This window comes from Streptomyces sp. NBC_00829 (assembly GCF_045161795.1).
Lineage (GTDB): Bacteria > Actinomycetota > Actinomycetes > Streptomycetales > Streptomycetaceae > Streptomyces.
The window spans coordinates 5,093,995-5,110,434 of sequence record NZ_CP108867.1; the positions used below are offsets into that span (position 1 = coordinate 5,093,995).

At 69.6% G+C, this 16,440-nt stretch carries 16 protein-coding genes; 11 read left to right on the forward strand and 5 right to left on the reverse strand.

What is annotated here, in order from left to right:
* Nucleotides 1–7 precede the first annotated feature (7 nt).
* Nucleotides 8–1,663 (reverse strand): tetratricopeptide repeat protein, encoded by a 1,656-nt coding sequence (locus OG293_RS22420; protein WP_406000566.1) that lies wholly within the window; start codon nucleotides 1,661–1,663, stop codon nucleotides 8–10.
* Nucleotides 1,664–1,771: 108 nt separating this feature from the next.
* On the opposite strand from OG293_RS22420, the gene OG293_RS22425 reads away from it, so the two are divergent.
* Complete coding sequence (locus tag OG293_RS22425; protein ID WP_406000567.1) at nucleotides 1,772–3,139, forward strand: FAD-binding oxidoreductase; 1,368 nt, start codon at nucleotides 1,772–1,774, stop codon at nucleotides 3,137–3,139.
* A gap of 80 nt (nucleotides 3,140–3,219) precedes the next feature.
* Nucleotides 3,220–3,600 carry a VOC family protein gene (locus OG293_RS22430; RefSeq protein WP_406000568.1) on the forward strand — a complete coding sequence of 127 codons (381 nt, stop codon included), beginning with the start codon at nucleotides 3,220–3,222 and terminating at the stop codon, nucleotides 3,598–3,600.
* Here the strand turns inward: OG293_RS22430 and OG293_RS22435 are convergent.
* Entirely contained in the window at nucleotides 3,597–4,073 is a 477-nt protein-coding gene (locus tag OG293_RS22435; RefSeq protein ID WP_406000569.1) for an SsgA family sporulation/cell division regulator, read from the reverse strand. The two genes, OG293_RS22430 and OG293_RS22435, sit on opposite strands and share 4 nt — an antisense overlap.
* A 245-nt stretch (nucleotides 4,074–4,318) precedes the next feature.
* On the opposite strand from OG293_RS22435, the gene OG293_RS22440 reads away from it, so the two are divergent.
* Nucleotides 4,319–5,878 carry an RDD family protein gene (locus OG293_RS22440; RefSeq protein ID WP_406000570.1) on the forward strand — a complete coding sequence of 520 codons (1,560 nt, stop codon included), beginning with the start codon at nucleotides 4,319–4,321 and terminating at the stop codon, nucleotides 5,876–5,878.
* Nucleotides 5,879–5,960: 82 nt separating this feature from the next.
* Nucleotides 5,961–6,704, forward strand: a complete 744-nt coding sequence (locus OG293_RS22445; RefSeq protein ID WP_406000571.1) for an RDD family protein — start codon at nucleotides 5,961–5,963, stop codon at nucleotides 6,702–6,704.
* On the opposite strand, the gene OG293_RS22450 is transcribed toward OG293_RS22445, so the two are convergent.
* Nucleotides 6,690–7,031 (reverse strand): hypothetical protein, encoded by a 342-nt coding sequence (locus OG293_RS22450; RefSeq protein WP_406000572.1) that lies wholly within the window; start codon nucleotides 7,029–7,031, stop codon nucleotides 6,690–6,692. The genes OG293_RS22445 and OG293_RS22450 overlap by 15 nt on opposite strands.
* A gap of 370 nt (nucleotides 7,032–7,401) precedes the next feature.
* Here OG293_RS22450 and OG293_RS22455 point away from each other — a divergent pair, with 370 nt between their 5' ends.
* On the forward strand, nucleotides 7,402–9,816 hold the full coding sequence (locus OG293_RS22455) for an immune inhibitor A domain-containing protein (protein WP_406000573.1): 2,415 nt from the start codon (nucleotides 7,402–7,404) through the stop codon (nucleotides 9,814–9,816).
* 122 nt (nucleotides 9,817–9,938) lie between these two features.
* The gene (locus OG293_RS22460) at nucleotides 9,939–10,280 is read left to right on the forward strand and encodes a hypothetical protein (RefSeq protein WP_406000574.1); all 342 of its coding nucleotides are present in this window, start codon (nucleotides 9,939–9,941) and stop codon (nucleotides 10,278–10,280) included.
* Nucleotides 10,281–10,307: 27 nt separating this feature from the next.
* On the opposite strand, the gene OG293_RS22465 is transcribed toward OG293_RS22460, so the two are convergent.
* Nucleotides 10,308–10,892 (reverse strand): isochorismatase family protein, encoded by a 585-nt coding sequence (locus OG293_RS22465; RefSeq protein WP_406000575.1) that lies wholly within the window; start codon nucleotides 10,890–10,892, stop codon nucleotides 10,308–10,310.
* A 211-nt stretch (nucleotides 10,893–11,103) separates the two neighbouring features.
* Nucleotides 11,104–12,432 (reverse strand): nicotinate phosphoribosyltransferase, encoded by a 1,329-nt coding sequence (locus OG293_RS22470; protein ID WP_406000576.1) that lies wholly within the window; start codon nucleotides 12,430–12,432, stop codon nucleotides 11,104–11,106.
* A gap of 80 nt (nucleotides 12,433–12,512) precedes the next feature.
* On the opposite strand from OG293_RS22470, the gene clpS reads away from it, so the two are divergent.
* The 5 genes from clpS (at nucleotide 12,513) to OG293_RS22495 (ending at nucleotide 16,422) form a co-directional block, all read left to right on the forward strand.
* Nucleotides 12,513–12,827 carry an ATP-dependent Clp protease adapter ClpS gene (gene clpS / locus OG293_RS22475; RefSeq protein WP_406000577.1) on the forward strand — a complete coding sequence of 105 codons (315 nt, stop codon included), beginning with the start codon at nucleotides 12,513–12,515 and terminating at the stop codon, nucleotides 12,825–12,827.
* A complete protein-coding gene (locus OG293_RS22480) occupies nucleotides 12,827–13,420 on the forward strand; it encodes a DUF2017 domain-containing protein (protein WP_406000578.1) in 594 nt (197 codons plus the stop codon). Before clpS ends, OG293_RS22480 begins: the two co-directional genes overlap by 1 nt.
* Nucleotides 13,421–13,839: 419 nt before the next feature.
* A complete protein-coding gene (locus tag OG293_RS22485) occupies nucleotides 13,840–15,303 on the forward strand; it encodes an amino acid permease (protein ID WP_406000579.1) in 1,464 nt (487 codons plus the stop codon).
* A 482-nt stretch (nucleotides 15,304–15,785) separates the two neighbouring features.
* Nucleotides 15,786–16,205 (forward strand): Mov34/MPN/PAD-1 family protein, encoded by a 420-nt coding sequence (locus OG293_RS22490; RefSeq protein WP_406000580.1) that lies wholly within the window; start codon nucleotides 15,786–15,788, stop codon nucleotides 16,203–16,205.
* A gap of 100 nt (nucleotides 16,206–16,305) precedes the next feature.
* The gene (locus tag OG293_RS22495; protein WP_406000581.1) at nucleotides 16,306–16,422 is read left to right on the forward strand and encodes a putative leader peptide; all 117 of its coding nucleotides are present in this window, start codon (nucleotides 16,306–16,308) and stop codon (nucleotides 16,420–16,422) included.
* Nucleotides 16,423–16,440: the final 18 nt, after the last annotated feature.

The following is a 16,440-nucleotide window of genomic DNA, read 5'->3' on the forward strand; positions in this document are numbered from 1 at the left end:
CGCGCGCTCAGGTCCGTCCGGTGCCCGACGACGGCGACGGGAGGTTCGGCGTCCCGGAGAACCGCCCCTCCCTCGCGAGGCCCGACGAGGCCGACGGGGCCGACGAGGAGGGCGAGGAGGGCGAGGCGGACTCCGACGGCGAGAACGGCGAGAACGTCGAGAACGGCGAGGAGGAAGAAGGCGGCGACGGCTTCTGCGCGGACGAGGACGGCGACGGCCTCTCCGCGGACGGGGACGCCGACGACTCACCCTCCGCCGCCTTCTGCGAACCGTCCCGCTCCAGGCCCGTCACCTTCTTCGGCCCGCCCGGCGGCAGATCCCCGAGCGCGGTCAGGGTGTCCCGGGCGACGCGAGCCAGCAGCGGCGAGAAGTACGGGTTGATCTGGAGCGCCTCCGCGAGATGCCGCCGCGCCGGACCCGCGAGCTTCAGAACGCGCTCGATCTCACCGCGGTGAAAGGTGAACAGCGGGCTCCGCAGCCCCTGCTCCGTCGCCCTCTTGGCGAACGGCAATGCCTCGTTAGGCCGTCCCGCCCGGAACATCGCCCAGCCCAGCGCGTCCGCCGTGTGCACATTGCGGTGGCCGCGGTCCCACTCGTCCTGCAACCGGCGCACCGCCGCCTCCGGGTCGCCGTGGTCCGCCTCGAACAGGCCGAGCACGAACGCCTCGTCCACCCCGTCCCTCCCCGCCCGCGCCGCCCTTTCCCGCAGCTGCGCGTACTGGGTGGCGGCATCCCCGTCCAGCCCCAGCGACTGGTACAACTCGCCGGCCTCCAAGGCGTACTCGGGCAGATCGGCGAGACCCAGAGCCGACTCGTAGTCGCGGAACGCCTCGTTCGTGCGCCCCAGCGCGGCCAGCGTCCGCGCCCGTGACGCCAGCGACGGATGATGGTCCGGCGCCAGCTTCAGCGCCTTGTCGTACTCCACGAGCGCTTCGGCGGGCTCACCCCGCTCCCACGCCAGGTCGCCCAGCCGGTGCCGCGCGGTGGCCTTCTCCTCGGGCGTCCCGGCACTGCCCACCGCGTCGTACGCCAGCGCCGCCGCGTCCTCGCGCCAGCCGCGGTCCCGGTAGACCTCGGCCGCCCGGCCCAGCGTCTGTGCGCCCGGATGCAACGAGGTGAGCCGGTCCATGGCCGTGCCCGCCGACTTGTAGTCGCCGAGCCCGCTGTAGGCGTCGATCAGCACCGGATACGCCGTCCAATGCTTCGGCTGCTGCTTCGCCGCGCTCTCACCCAGATCGCGGGCCCTGACGAAGTCGTGCCGGGCGTTGGCCAGCGCCGCGAGCCCCAGCAGCGCGTTCACATTGCCCTTCTCGCCGGGCAGCACGTCCAGCGAGTGCCGCAGCGCGCCCTCCGCCTTCGGGTAGTAGGCCGGATCCGCCAGCCGGGTCCCCCGCTCCACATAGGCCGAGCCCAGCACCGCCCACGACTGCCCGTCCCGGGGGTGCGCCTTCACCCACTGCTCCCGGTCGGCGATGAGCGCGGTCAGATCGACGAGGGCGGCCGGCGCGCCAGCGCCCGCCGCGGCCAGCGCCCGTTCGGCCGCACCCGGCTCCCTCCGCCCACCCTCCTCGCCCCACCCGGGCGCGAGCGTGATCACCCCGATGACCAGCGTCGCGCCGACCAGCGTGCTGATCGCGGCGTTCTTCACGTGTTCGCTCTTCATGGGGCTCACTGTGCGTCAGCGCGCAGTCAATACGAAGAACGCATCCGGCCCTGCGATGCGGAAGGCACACGGGTTCACACCGATGGCCCCCGGTGCGAGGCTGGGACCATGGACGATCTTCTCGACCGGCTGCGTACCGGTCTGCCCGCCGAGGCCGTCATCACCGACCCGGACGTCACGGCCTCCTACGCGAACGACATGGCGAGCTTCTGCGCGGCGGGCACCCCCGCCGTCGTCGTCCTGCCCCGCACCGTCGAGCAGGTCCAGCACGTCATGCGCACCGCGAGCGCGCTGCGCGTCCCCGTCGTCCCGCAGGGCGCACGCACCGGCCTGTCCGGGGCCGCCAATGCCTCCGACGGCTGCATCGTGCTCTCCCTGACGAAAATGGACCGGATCCTGGAGATCAGTCCGGTCGACCGGATCGCCGTCGTCGAACCGGGCGTCGTCAACGCCGTGCTGTCCCGGGCCGTGAACGAACACGGCCTGTACTACCCGCCCGACCCGTCCAGCTGGGAGATGTGCACCATCGGCGGCAACATCGGCACGGCGTCGGGCGGCCTGTGCTGTGTGAAGTACGGAGTGACCGCGGAGTACGTACTCGGTCTGGACGTCGTCCTCGCCGACGGACGGCTGCTCACGACGGGCCGCCGTACCGCCAAGGGCGTCGCCGGATACGACCTGACCAGGCTTTTCGTCGGATCCGAAGGCAGTCTCGGCATCGTTGTCAAAGCCGTGCTCGCGCTGCGCCCCCAGCCGCCCGCGCAGTTGGTGCTCGCCGCCGAGTTCGACTCCGCCGGTGCCGCGTGCGAAGCGGTCTGCGCGATCATGGAGCGTGGTCACACGCCCTCACTGCTCGAACTGATGGACCGTACGACCGTCCGGGCCGTCAACGCCATGGCGAACATGGGCCTGCCGGACTCCACCGAAGCCCTGCTCCTCGCCGCCTTCGACACCCCGGACCCCGCCGCCGACCTGGCGGCGGTCGGCGCCCTGTGCGAGGCGGCCGGCGCCACCCAGGTCGTCCCGGCCGACACCGTCGCCGAGTCCGAACTGCTCCTCCAGGCGAGGCGGATGTCGCTCACGGCCCTGGAGACCGTCAAGTCGGCCACGATGATCGACGACGTCTGTGTCCCGCGCTCGAAACTCGGCGCGATGATCGACGGCACGGCCGCCGTCGCGGACAAGTACGGCCTCACGATCGGCGTCTGCGCGCACGCGGGCGACGGCAACACCCATCCCGTCGTCTGCTTCGACCACGCCGACCCCGACGAGTCCCGGCGCGCCCGCGAGTCCTTCGACGAGATCATGGCGCTCGGCCTGGAGCTGGGCGGCACGATCACCGGCGAACACGGCGTCGGCGTACTGAAGAAGGAGTGGCTGGCGCGCGAACTGGGCCCGGTGGGCGTGGAGATGCAGCGCGGCATCAAGCAGACCTTCGACCCGCTCGGCATCCTCAATCCGGGCAAGATCTTCTGAGGCTTTGGACGTACGGCCAAAGCCCGATGGATCGGACACGGCCGTCCGCATAGCGTGAAGAGACCGATGAAGGAGGAGCCGTGCCAGCACGCCTTGACCACACCATCGTCCACAGCCGCGACCGCTTCGCCGGCGCCCGTTTTCTCGCCGAGCTCATCGGCGAGCCCGAGCCCAGGCCCTTCGGACCGTTCGCAAGCCTGCCGCTGGCGGGCGGTGTCACCCTCGACTACCTCGACGCGCCGGGCACGATCGTTCCCCAGCACCTCGCCTTTCTGGTCTCGGAGGAGGAGTTCGACGAGATCTTCGCCCGGATAGCCGAGCGCGAACTCCCCTACTGGGCCGATCCCGTGCACGACCGGCCCCAGAAGATCAACCACCACTTCGGGGGCCGCGGGGTCTACATAGACGACCCGGACGGTCACTCCCTTGAGTTCATCACTCACACCTACGTCACCGATTAGGCATCGCCGTCCTGGGACTCGTCCGCGGGCCGCTGCTCACGCGGCCGCAGGTCGTCGGCCGGGGTGGGCGCGAGCAGCTCGGCGAGGCCGTCGTCGATACCGAGCTGCTCGGGCTCAGAGCCGGGGGGGACCACCCTCAGGGTCCGCTCCAGCCAGGCGGAGACCACCGTGGCGGACACCTCGAGCAGCGCTTTCCCCTCGGGGGAGCTGAGCCCCATCAGTACGACGCTGCGTCCCTCGGCCTTCTCCGGCCAGACCCGCACATCGCCCTGGCCGCAGGCCCTGAACACCCCCTCGACGAGCAGTTCCCGGGCGAAGGTCCAGGTGACGGGGTTGTCGGAGCCGATGTGAAAGGTGATGCGTACGGCATACGGGTCGTCCGTGCGATAGGTCAGCCGAGCCGGGACGGGGATGCTGCGCTCCGGCGACAGCACGAGATTGAGTTCCACTTCGCGTTCCACCACGGTGTGCATGAGAGTGCTCTTCCTTCCTGTGCGGGCCTCGTGTGCGGGTCTCGTGAACGGGCCTGCCAGGAGAGAGCACGAAGCCGCGCGGCTATGACGCGACTTCGGGGAAGAAATTTTCCGGGACCGGCTCTCTGTACTGCGGACGTGACCGGAAAGTGGTCGTTACGGCCGGACCGGCACGGGCGTGCGCGAGCGTCTGATAGATGTGGACCCTTGAATTGAGGCTCTCGAGGAGATACGGGACCACGGTGATGAGCGCCCCAACCCCGGCCACCGGCGACGGCAGCCCCACGCCCGGCTACTACCCGGACCCATCCATTCCTGGATACGTCCGGTACTGGAACGGAGCTGCCTGGGTTCCCGGTACGAGCCGGCCCTCGCCGGATACGGGCGAGGCGATGCCCACGGGCCCCGGCCCGGCCGACGCCGGACTCGCGGGTCCGCAGGCCCAGCCCCAGGCTCCGGCGGCGACTCGGCTGGAGGAGACCGGTCCGGTCTTCTTCGACGAGGAACCGTCCGACGAGCCGTCCCGCCCCGAACCGGCGACGGCCTGGCAGGCCGACACGGCACGCCAGACCGGCTTCGGCGGAGAGCGCGACCATCGCGTCTCGTGGGGCGGTCCGCACCATCCCCAGGACCCGCGCGCCACGGACGGGCCAGGTGCGCCCGCCGATCCGCGCAGCTCCGCAGCGCCTCAGCCGCACGGTGACCCGACGGGCGGCGCGCTGCCCGGCGTACGTTTGCTCGGCCCCTCCGCGTCGGGAGAGCAGCCGCCGGCCGACGGCACCGTCTTCATCCGTCCGCTCAGACCCGGCAGGCAAGCGCCCGGCGCGGCGAATCCTGCCGCGGAACCGACCGCGGGTGAGCCGTCGGCGCACCACCGGCAGCAGCCGCCCGCCGAGGGCACGGTCTCCATCCGCGCGCTGCGTCAGGGCGCACAGGGTGCGCAGGCCGCCCAGAGCGGACAGAGCGCACAGAGCGGGCAGGGCCCGCAGAGCGTGCAGCCCGAAGGGCTGACGGTCCGGTCCATGACCCCGGGCGCGGCTGCGCCCGGCGGGCCTCAGCCGCAGACACCCTCCCAGCGGCGGCCTCAGCCGCCCACCCAGCCGCAGACGCCGCAGCCGGGGACCCAGCAGTCCCCGCCGCAGGTGCCCGTGCAGGGCCAGCCCCCTGTCACCAACGGCCCCGGCGGAGGCTCGGCCTCCTGGGCGCAGCAGGTCCACCGGCTCGCGCAGCCGAACACCGGTCGCGGCCAGGCCGACCCCCCGGTCGTGCCGTGGAAGCCACCGGTCAGAGATCCGTTCCTGCAAGCCGTCCTGGTCCAGGCAGCGGCCCGTCCCGCCTCGCTCGGCAGGCGGTTCGCCGCGCGGCTGATCGACACCCTGCTGCTCGGCGCGATCGTCGGCGCCGCCGCTGTGCCGGTCGTCGCCCAGGCGCGTACGCACATCGACGAGAAGATCGAGGCGGCGAAGCAGTCGGGCCAGACGGTCACCGTCTGGCTGGTCGACGGGACGACCGCCGGGCAGCTCGGCATCGTCCTGGGCGCCCTGCTGGTGGTCGGCGTGCTGTACGAGGCGCTCCCGACCGCGAAGTGGGGCAGCACCCTCGGCAAGAAGCTCTGCGGCATCAGGGTCTGGGACATCGAGTCCCATGAGCCGCCGTCCTTCGGGGCGGCGCTGCGCCGCTGGCTGGTCTACGGAGTGCTCGGCGTGCTCGCCGTCGGGGTGCTCAATGTGCTCTGGTGCCTGTTCGACCGTCCCTGGCGGCAGTGCTGGCACGACAAGACGGCCCACACGTTCGTGACCGGTTGACAGTTTTCGGGGAGTACCGGACTTTCCCCCGAACGGCGCGCGAGCCGTTGCGGGGGCACCCGGGGCGCGGTGCACTGCCCCCATGAGCAACGACCAGCCGCCGCCCGGCCAGCCGCCCGAGGACGACCCCTTCCGCAAGAGGCCGCCGGACTCCCAGCCTCCGCCGTCCGGCGGTCCTCAGGAGCCCCCGCCCCCACAGGGACCGCCCTCAGGTTCTCCGTACGGTCCCGGTCCCGGCTCCGGACCGGGCTACGGCTCCGGCGGATCGGGTCCGTACGACGGAGGCGGCGGTCAGCCCCCTCCGCCCGGCTCCGGCTACGGCGGTGCGTACGGTGGGGCAGACCCGCTCGCCGGGATGCCGCCGCTCGCGGACTTCGGCAAACGTTTCGTCGCCCGCGTCATCGACGCGCTCATCGTCTTCGTGCCGCTGGCGGTGATCTCGCTGATCTTCGGCGGCTGGGACTACAACTCGAACAACGACAGCTGGGACGAGTTCACCGATCAGGTGAACAGCGGCCGGCAGTGGCTCTGGTCGCTCATCTCCGTCGTGGCATATGTCGCCTACGACGCGGTGATGGTCACGAGGAACGGTCAGACCGTCGGCATGCGTCTGATGAAGATCCGCGTGGCGATGCTCAACGACGGCAGCGTGCCGGACACGTCGTCGTCGCTGCTGCGCGCGCTGGTGCTCTGGGTGCCCGCGCTCGTCTGCTGCTTCTGCCTCTGGTGGATCATCATCATTCTGACGATTCTGAGCGACAAGCCGTATAAACAGGGTCTGCACGACAAGGCGGGCAAGACGGTCGTGGTGTCAGCGCCGCAGTGAGTGCTCGCCGACCCTGGCCTCCGCTCCCGCGCGAGCGCGGGCCGCGGGGACCCGGGTGGTGAGACCGTCGGCGGCGGCGGCCGATGCGGAAGGGCTGGTGGCGGCGCCATGGTTCGTACGAGCCGTGTGCGCCGTCTTCGCCGTCCTCGCTCCTGACCTGCCGAAGGGCAGGGCGACCGCGACCAGCAGACCGAGCCCCATCGAGGCGACGCCGATGGCGGCGACCCCCATGGCATGGCTCGCGCGGGTGAGCAGCAGCAGGGCGAGGGTCGAGAAGACGACGGTGGCGGAACCGTAGGCGAGCTGTGCGGCAGTCGGACGCGGCATGACAGTTTCCGTCCTCGGGACAGGGCAGGGGGGTGTCTCTCAACGCGGTCGCACTGTCAAGTGACTCTACGACGGTGGATGCCCGGGAGGAACCGGCGGTAAGCGTGACCTAACCCACGGTGCCGGTGCACGGGGGGCGCACTGAGTCATCGATCGGGCAACTGTTCAATCCGATGCGCCTGTTGTCTCACATGTCGGACGTTCGGATAACGGTACGTGATCGCATAGTGCACTTGGTGTGTGCAAGTCAAGGTCTGTCTTTTCTCCGGCAACTCCGGTCGAATGTCGTCACTTGTGACGCGTCACCGCGCGCGGACGACCCCACATCAGGTCCGCCGCAGCGACGGGACGCGGGGGAGGACAACATCAAGTGACCATCAATCGAGGGACGATCAGAGCGTCCGCGGTGCTCGTGGCCCTGGCCGCGACCACCGCGTCGGCCTCGGCGTTCAGCAGCGCCCAGGCCGACAACCAGGGGACATCGGGCCCAGCCGCAATCGAGCGCCATGACCCGGCGCCCAAGGGGCAGGTCGAGCACGACCTCGACGGCCCGTTCAGCAAGCAGCAGGACGAGCAGCGCGAAGCCGCGCTGGAACAGGTCATATCCGGCGACGCGACCGTGCAGCAGCGCGGCGGGTCCAAGGTCGTGAAGCTCGGCGACAAGAAGTACGTGGAGCTCGCCCGGGAGAAGACGGACAAGATCTTCACGATCCTCGTGGAGTTCGGCGACAAGGTCGACGACACCACGATGTTCGACCCGGACGGGCCGGACGGCCCCGAGGTGCCGGTCAAGAAGTACGGCGGAACCCCGGGCCCGCAGCACAACAAGATCGCCAAGCCGGACCGCAAGGTCGACAACTCCACGGCCTGGCAGGCGGACTACAACCGGCAGCACTTCCAGGACATCTACTTCGGCAAGGGCAAGGACAAGCGGGGCCGCCAGAAGGAGTCCCTGAAGACCTACTACGAGAAGACCTCCTCCGGCCGTTACTCGGTCGACGGCGAGGTCTCCGACTGGGTCAAGGTCGACTACAACGAGGCCCGTTACGGCTCGAACTACTGCGGCGACACCAACTGCGCCAACGTCTGGGACACGGTCAAGGACGGCGTCACCGCCTGGGCCGCGGACCAGAAGGCGAAGGGCCGTACCGAAGCGCAGATCAAGACGGACCTCGCGAAGTACGACCTGTGGGACCGTTACGACTTCGACAACGACGGCAACTTCAACGAGCCCGACGGCTACATCGACCACTTCCAGATCGTCCACGCGGGCGAGGACGAGTCGGCGGGCGGAGGCGCCGAGGGCACCAACGCCCTGTGGGCGCACCGCTGGTACGCCTACGGCCAGGACGCCGGCAAGACCGGCCCGGCGAACAACAAGGCCGGCGGCACCCAGATCGGCACCACCGGCATCTGGGTCGGCGACTACACCATGCAGCCCGAGAACGGCGGCCTCGGTGTCTTCGCCCACGAGTACGGCCACGACCTCGGTCTGCCCGACCACTACGACACCTCGGGCAAGGGCGAGAACTCGACCGGCTTCTGGACCCTGATGTCGGCCGGTTCCTGGCTCGGCACCGGCAAGGACTCCATCGGCGACCTGCCGGGCGACATGAGCGCCTGGGACAAGCTGCAGCTGGGCTGGCTCAACTACACCAAGGGCAAGGCGGCGAAGAAGTCGACGCACACCCTCGGTGTGTTGGCGTACAACACCAAGAAGCCGCAGGCGCTTGTCGTCGAGCTGCCGAAGAAGGCCGTCACCACGACTGTCGTGAAGCCCGCCGAGGGCTCCAAGCAGTGGTGGAGCGACATGGGTGACAACCTCAAGAACACCCTGACCCGCTCGGTCGACCTGACCGGCAAGTCCAAGGCGTCCCTGGAGCTTTCGGGCTGGTGGGACATCGAGGCCAACTACGACTACCTCTACACCGAGGTGTCGACGGACGGCGGCGCAGGCTGGACGCCGGTGGACGGAACGGCCGACGGCAAGGCGATCACCCGCGACGCGGGCGACAAGCCGGCGCTGACCGGTGTCTCGGGCGCGTACAAGAAGCTCGTCTACTCGCTCGACGCCTACGCGGGCAAGAACGTCGACGTCCGCTTCCGCTACCAGACGGACGGCGGTGCGGGAGGCAAGGGCTTCGCCGCGGACACGATCACGGTCAACGCGGACGGCAAGGCGCTGTTCTCGGACAACGCCGAGGGTGACGACGCGGGGTGGACATCCAAGGGCTTCTCCCGCATCGGCCAGTCCTTCACCAAGGAGTACGAGCAGTACTACCTGGCGGAGAACCGGCAGTACGTCTCGTACGACAAGACCCTCCAGGTCGGCCCGTACAACTTCGGCTTCAAGGCTCCGAAGGACGCCTGGGTCGAGCACTACCCGTACCAGAACGGCCTCGTCATCTGGCTGTGGGACACCTCGCAGAAGGACAACAACACCAGCGCCCACCCGGGCCAGGGTCTGGTCCTTCCCGTGGACGCGCACCCGAAGGCCATGAAGTGGGCCGACGGCACGCTGATGCGGAACAAGATCCAGTCGTTCGACTCGGCCTTCGGCCTCCGGCCGACCGACGCCTTCACGCTCCACAAGGCGGATGTCGCGTTCCGGATCAAGGCGCAGAAGGGCAACCCGGTCTTCGACGACCGCAAGGGTGTCTACTGGTTTGCCGAGAACCCGACGGCGGGTGTCAAGGTAACTGACACCAACACCAAGATCACGGTCGTCAGTGAGCCGCGCAGCGGCCAGACGATCACGGTCAAGGTTGGTCCGTCGACCAAGTAATTCGTATCACCGCAGGTCATAGCATGATCGGCCGTCGCCCTCTAGCGGGCGGCGGCCGATCGTGTTTAGGTGCGTCTACCAGGTCCTTATTGACACGCCATCTCACGGGGGAGTGGTTCCGCATGCCCGGCGGAGGTTTCTGCAAGTTGCCGAACGGCAGCGTGGTGGTCGCGCTCAGCCTGCCCAGTCCGGTCGGCGACGGCACCACCGTGCGCTTTCTCGTCCATGCGGCCAACCGGGCGAGGGCGCTGACGCGACTGCGGAACCTGGGGTTTCGGGCGGTGTATCTGCGGGGGAACGCGGAGCCGCCGACGCCCGACGAGATCACGGCGGTGCTGCACCATCCGGACGGCCTGCTGTGGCGCGCGACCCCGGAGAACCGCGAGGAGCTCTGGCATCCGATACGCGCGCTCCTGAGAACCCCGCCGGAGCTCCGTGGCGGACCCCGCTCCTCCCTCGCCTGAGGGGCCCTGCCTGCCGGCCCCCGCCGTTCACACCACCGGCTTGCCGGACAGCTCGACGCCCGCGCCCCGCATCTGTTCCAGCGCCCGCTCCGTCGTCTCCTTCGCGACCCCGGCCGTCAGGTCCAGCAGCACATGCGTGGCGAAGCCCTCCCGGGCCGCGTCCAGCGCCGTGGCGCGGACGCAGTGGTCCGTGGCGATGCCGACCAGGTCGACCTCGGTGACCTCGTGCGCCCGCAGCCACTGCGCCAGCGTCGTGCCGTTCTCGTCCGTGCCATCGAAGCCGCTGTAGGCCGCCGTGTAGGCGCCCTTGTCGAAGACCGCGTCGATCGCGCCGGACGCGACCACCGGAGCGAAGTTCGGGTGGAACCCCGCGCCCTCCGTGCCCGCCACACAGTGCGGCGGCCAGCTGTCCACGTAGTCCGGGCGGTCGGAGAAGTGCCCGCCCGGCTCGATGTGGTGGTCGCGGGTGGCGACGACATGGCGGTAGCCCGGCTGGCTCTGTCCGATCAGATCGGTGATCGCGGCGGCGACATCGGCACCCCCCGCCACCGCGAGGCTGCCGCCCTCGCAGAAGTCGTTCTGAACGTCCAAGACGATCAAGGCGCGGTGCATGGCGGGTGTCCTTCGATGGGGTGAAAAAGCGAATGGGCGGGGACCGCAGGTGCTCGGACGCGATCGAAGGTGCGGGAAGGCCGGGAAGGCCCGGAAGGTACTGAGCCTAGAGACTCGGGCCGCCCCGCGGGAGAGGGCTCACGACTCGGGCCGCCCCGCGGGAGAGGGCTCACGACTCGGGCCGCCCCGCGGGAGAGGGCTCACGCGGGGTTCATACGTACTCCGTGGGCAGTACCGGCTCCCCCTTGGACAGCTGCGTCGCCGACATGGGCAGCCCCGCCCGCGCCTCGATGTGCCGCTCGCGTGCCGCGTCCAGCGGTTCGCGTGCGACTGTCTCGCCGCCCTTGACCAGCTCGACGAGCAGTTGCCGGTCCTTGAGCTCGGGCGGCACCTCGCCGACGCCGATCACCTCCGCCTCGGCCACCCCGTCCGCGTCGAGCCGGCGAGCGGCCCACTTGCGGCCTCCGACCGAGGACTTCGCGCCCATGGACTTCTTCGCCACCGCCATCAGCGGAGCCCTGGGGTCGGCCGAACGCGCGCGGGCCACCAGCTTGTAGACCATCGAGCAGGTGGGGTGCCCGCTTCCGATGACCAGCTGTGTCCCCACTCCGTACGCGTCCACGGGGGCCGCCGCCAGCGAGGCGATGGCGTACTCGTCCAGATCCGAGGTGACGACGATCTTGGTGTTCCGCGCCCCCAGCTCGTCCAGCTGCTGCCGCACCCGGTGCGCGACCAGCAGCAGGTCACCGGAGTCGATGCGGACGGCGCCCAGCTCGGCGCCCGCGATCGCCACCGCGGTACGGACGGCCTCGGCGACGTCGTACGTGTCGACCAGCAGCGTCGTGCCCCGGCCGAGCGAGTCGACCTGTGCCTGGAAGGCCTCGCGCTCGCTGTCGTGCAGCAGCGTGAACGCGTGGGCGCTGGTGCCGACCGTCGGAATGGCGTAACGGAAGCCCGCCGCCAGATCGGAGGTGGAGTTGAAGCCGCCGACGTACGCCGCGCGGGCGGAGGCGACCGCGGCCAGCTCGTGCGTGCGCCGCGCACCCATCTCGATCAGCCTGCGCCCGCCGGCCGCGATCGCAATCCGTGAGGCCGCCGCGGCGATCGCGGAGTCGTGGTTGAGGATCGAAAGGAGCACGGTCTCCAGCAGCACGCACTCGGCGAAAGAGCCCTCGACCCGCAGGATCGGCGAGCCCGGGAAGTACACCTCGCCCTCCGGGTAGCCCCAGATGTCGCCGCGGAAGCGGTACGAGGCCAGCCATCGCAGCGTGGGTTCGTCGACGATGTCGCGCTCACGCAGAAAGCCCAGCACGTCCGCGTCGAACCGGAAGTTCTCGACGGCGTCCAGGACCCGGCCGGTACCCGCCACGACGCCGTACCTCCGCCCTTCGGGCAGGCGGCGCGTGAAGACCTCGAAGACGGAGCGCCGGTCGGCGGTGCCGGCGCGCAGCGCCGCCTGGAGCATCGTGAGCTCGTACTGGTCGGTGAAGAGGGCTGTCGACGGGACATCCACCGGCAGTCCAAGGTCCGCAGCGTTCATGGCAACGATGCTAGCGCACATCTCGTCAGAGTGACGAGATGTGCGGGTCGTTTGTGCGATGAGCCCTTGCGGGTGGCAGCATGGACCAGGTGAGTGTTGCTCCCACAGAGATCGAACGTCCCGAATCGGCGGAGGAGACCTTTGCCGTTCCCGAGCCCGACGTGCCGTGGGTGACGCTCGTCCACAACGACCCCGTCAATCTGATGAGCTATGTCACCTATGTCTTCCAGGCCTATTTCGGCTACTCCAAGGACAAGGCGCACAAGCTGATGCTCGACGTTCATCACAAGGGACGCGCCGTCGTCTCCAGCGGCAGCCGCGAGGAGATGGAGCGCGACGTGCAGGCCATGCACGGTTACGGCCTGTGGGCGACCCTCTCCCAGGACCGCACCTGATGGCCGGGCACTTCGAGGCGATCCCCGGCGGCGGCGCCGCCGTCGCACTCGACGAGGTCGAGATCTCCATCCTGCGCTCGCTGGCCGTCCAGCTCCTGGAGCTGATCGGGCCCGGCGACGAACCGGTCGAGGGCGAGGATCCGCTGGCCGCGCTCTTCGCGGAGGGGCCGAGCGAGCCCCCCGCCGACCCGGCGCTGGCCCGCCTCTTCCCCGAGGCGTACGGGGGACCCGACGACGACGAGGCGGACGAGGAACTGCGCGCCGCCTCCGCCGAGTTCAGGCGCTTCACCGAGAAGGACCTGCGCTCCCGCAAGCGCGACGACGCCCTGGCCATTGTGCGCACCCTTGACTCGCTGACCGCCACCGGCGAGGGCGGCGCCGTACTGAAGCTGACGGCCGACGACTGTCTGCACTGGCTCGGAGCGCTGAACGACCTGCGGCTGACCATCGGCACCCGGCTGGAGGTCGGCGACGAGGACGAGAGCGGCGAGCTGTACCGACTGCCGGACTCCGACCCGCGCAAGCCCATGGTGATGGCCTACCTCTGGCTGGGCGCGCTCCAGGAGACGCTCGTCGAAACGCTGCTGCCCTGAGCATGCTCCCGGGGTCGCCCGAGCGCGCTCCGGGGGGTGCGCCCGGGGGTGCCCCGGGACGTCATGTGGAGGCCATGAGGACGTCCTGAGGACGTCATGGGAAGCTCGGCGGCCGTTCGCTCAACGGACACTCAAATCCGGATAACGATCATGTCACCGCATCGGAAACTTTTGCTGCGGTGGCCGACTTTTGTCCGCTTTTTCCTGTGGCCTGGGCCACATTGCCGGTGGTCGATCGCTGCTGCAACCGTGATAAATCTTCACGACCACCCGCGGGACGCGACCCATGTCCCCGGGGGCGCTTGGGCCGGCAGACCGGCGGTAGCACTCCATTCACATCCGGGGAGATCAGGACCTGGTCCGCAGTCGCTCGGCATCTGCCGCGCGCGCGGATCGGCATGGAGAAAGGGCGCAACACCATGACCTCACTGCAGGTCGACAAGCACGACGGCAATGAGGCGGCGGCGGGGTCCGCGGCAGGCGAGGACGAGGGCTACCAGCGGGGACTGGGTGCTCGTCAGATCCAGATGATCGCGATCGGCGGCGCCATCGGCACCGGCCTGTTCCTCGGCGCGGGCAAGGCCATTTCCAAGGCCGGACCCAGCCTCATCCTGGCCTACGCCATCGCGGGTCTGGTCATCTTCTTCATCATGCGGGCGCTCGGCGAACTGCTCATGTACCGGCCGGTCTCGGGCTCGTTCTCGGACTACGCCCGCGAGTTCCTCGGCCCCTTCTGGGGATTCGTCACCGGCTGGACGTACTGGCTCTTCTGGGTCGTCACCGGCATCACCGAGGTCACCGCGGCCGCCCAGTACATGTCCTTCTGGACCCATGACAGCTTCCCGCAATGGGCGTACGCGCTGATCTTCACGGTCATCCTGTACGGCGCGAACCTGATCTCCGTGAAGCTCTTCGGTGAGCTGGAATTCTGGTTCTCGATGGTCAAGGTCACCGCGATCGTCGGCATGATCCTCATCTGTGCCGGCATTCTCACCATCGGCTTCTCCGACGCCGCCGACACCGCGACCGTGGCCAACCTCTGGAACGACCAGGGCTTCTTCCCCAAGGGCATCGGCGGCACGCTGATGACCCTCCAGATCGTGATGTTCGCCTTCCTCGCGGTCGAGCTGGTCGGCGTCACCGCCGGCGAGTCCAAGGACCCGGAGACGACCCTCCCCAAGGCCATCAACACCGTGCCGTGGCGTATCGCCGTCTTCTACATCGGCGCGCTGATCATGATCCTTTCGGTCGTCCCGTGGAGCGAGTTCCAGCCGGGCGTCAGCCCGTTCGTCGCGGCCTTCGAGAAGATGGGCCTCGGCGTCGGCGCCGCGATCGTGAACTTCGTCGTCCTCACCGCGGCTCTCTCGTCCTGCAACTCCGGCATGTACTCCACCGGCCGCATGCTGCGCGACCTCGCGCGCAACGGCCAGGGGCCGAAGCTCTTCACCAGGCTGACCAGGAGCGGCACCCCGCTGGTCGGTACCACCGTCTCCGCCGCGCTGATGCTCGTCGGCGTCTGGATCAACTACAAGGCACCGGGCAAGGCCTTCGACTACGTCGTCTCCTTCGCCACCATCTCCGGCATGTGGGCCTGGATCATGATCCTGGTCTGCCAGATCCGCTACCGCGCCAAGGCGGACCGCGGCGAGCTGCCCCAGTCCACCTTCAAGGCGCCGGGCGCGCCGTGGACCAGCTGGTTCGCGCTGCTTTTCATCGGCATGGTCATCGTGATGATGGGCGTCGACAAGGACGCGCGCGTCGCGCTGTGGCCGGGTGCGCCGCTGTGGGCGCTGATCCTCGGAGTCGGCTACCTCGTGCTGATGAAGCGGAGCGACAAGAACAAGAAGGACCGGGTCGAGACGGCTTCGGCCGCTTCGCACTGACGAGCGTCCTCGTGAAACCGGGCGGGCCCAAGGGCCCGCCCGGTTCTGCGTGGTGTGCGGTGTCCGGCCCTGCGTGGCGGACCGTGTCCGGGGCGTGCGCGGAAGGATCAGGCCACGCGGACGTCGTCTGTGCGGGCGTGCAACGTCACGCCCGCGTCGGTGGCCCGGACATCGGCGGGGACCAGAGTGGCCGGGAGGTCCGGCACCGTCCGTTCCCGTCCGGCGAAGGCCGCGGCGACGCGGGGCCCGGACAGGTGACGCGGGGCCCGGTCGGGTCGAGCGGACGCCCCGCCGGCGACGCGGCGACCGGCACCACCGTCATCGTCTCTCCCTTGAGCCGCACCGGGCTCGCGGGCCCCCGGTGCCGCACCTCGCCGCGTTGTCGTCGGCCGGCTCTCGCCCCCTCTCGGCGCCTCATGGGCGGTCTCACCGGCTGGTCCCCGGATCTCGGATCCGGGAACGCTCCGCCTATTCTCGTCCCCATGCTGACCCTCACCCAGGCCCTGTACGACCAGATCGTCGCGCACGCCCGCGCCGACCATCCCGACGAGGCCTGCGGCATGGTCGCGGGCCCCGAGGGCACCGGCCGGCCCGAGCGCTTCATCCCGATGCTGAACGCGGCACGCTCGCCCACGTTCTACGAGTTCGACTCGGCGGACCTGCTGAAGCTCTACCGGGAGCTGGACGACCGCGACGAAGAGCCGGTGATCATCTACCACTCGCACACCGCGACCGAGGCGTACCCGTCCCGTACGGACATCAGCTACGCCAACGAGCCGGGTGCCCACTACGTCCTGGTCTCCACCGCCGACACCGACGACGCCGGTCCCTTCCAGTTCCGTTCCTTCCGCATCGTGGACGGCGAGGTCACCGAGGAGGAGGTCGAGGTCGTCGCGTCGTAGGCGGCTTCCCGGCCGACGCCGTACCGCATGCTGAGCGTGGTACGTCCACTATGCGAGATCACATTCCGGAACCCGGAAGGGGAATCGATACGATGACCGCATGGTTCCCCATGACGTGAGCGACAAGACGCCGAGCAGCCTGCTGCTCGTGGCGCGGCTGCACGTCGACCTGTGCCGCCTCGCCAGCGCGATCTGTACGGCCCCCGCTGCTCTCTGAGCGCATCGACGACCGCAC

Coding starts and splice junctions, on each gene's coding strand:
- OG293_RS22445 (WP_406000571.1), top strand. CDS start 5,961: ATGAGCAACGACCAGCCGCCGCCCGGCCAGCCGCCCGAGGACGACCCC.
- OG293_RS22490 (WP_406000580.1), top strand. CDS start 15,786: ATGCTGACCCTCACCCAGGCCCTGTACGACCAGATCGTCGCGCACGCC.
- OG293_RS22470 (WP_406000576.1), bottom strand. CDS start 12,432: ATGAACGCTGCGGACCTTGGACTGCCGGTGGATGTCCCGTCGACAGCC.
- OG293_RS22485 (WP_406000579.1), top strand. CDS start 13,840: ATGACCTCACTGCAGGTCGACAAGCACGACGGCAATGAGGCGGCGGCG.
- OG293_RS22450 (WP_406000572.1), bottom strand. CDS start 7,031: ATGCCGCGTCCGACTGCCGCACAGCTCGCCTACGGTTCCGCCACCGTC.
- clpS (WP_406000577.1), top strand. CDS start 12,513: ATGGACCAGGTGAGTGTTGCTCCCACAGAGATCGAACGTCCCGAATCG.
- OG293_RS22420 (WP_406000566.1), bottom strand. CDS start 1,663: ATGAAGAGCGAACACGTGAAGAACGCCGCGATCAGCACGCTGGTCGGC.
- OG293_RS22435 (WP_406000569.1), bottom strand. CDS start 4,073: ATGCACACCGTGGTGGAACGCGAAGTGGAACTCAATCTCGTGCTGTCG.
- OG293_RS22425 (WP_406000567.1), top strand. CDS start 1,772: ATGGACGATCTTCTCGACCGGCTGCGTACCGGTCTGCCCGCCGAGGCC.
- OG293_RS22480 (WP_406000578.1), top strand. CDS start 12,827: ATGGCCGGGCACTTCGAGGCGATCCCCGGCGGCGGCGCCGCCGTCGCA.
- OG293_RS22440 (WP_406000570.1), top strand. CDS start 4,319: ATGAGCGCCCCAACCCCGGCCACCGGCGACGGCAGCCCCACGCCCGGC.
- OG293_RS22465 (WP_406000575.1), bottom strand. CDS start 10,892: ATGCACCGCGCCTTGATCGTCTTGGACGTTCAGAACGACTTCTGCGAG.
- OG293_RS22495 (WP_406000581.1), top strand. CDS start 16,306: ATGGTTCCCCATGACGTGAGCGACAAGACGCCGAGCAGCCTGCTGCTC.
- OG293_RS22460 (WP_406000574.1), top strand. CDS start 9,939: ATGCCCGGCGGAGGTTTCTGCAAGTTGCCGAACGGCAGCGTGGTGGTC.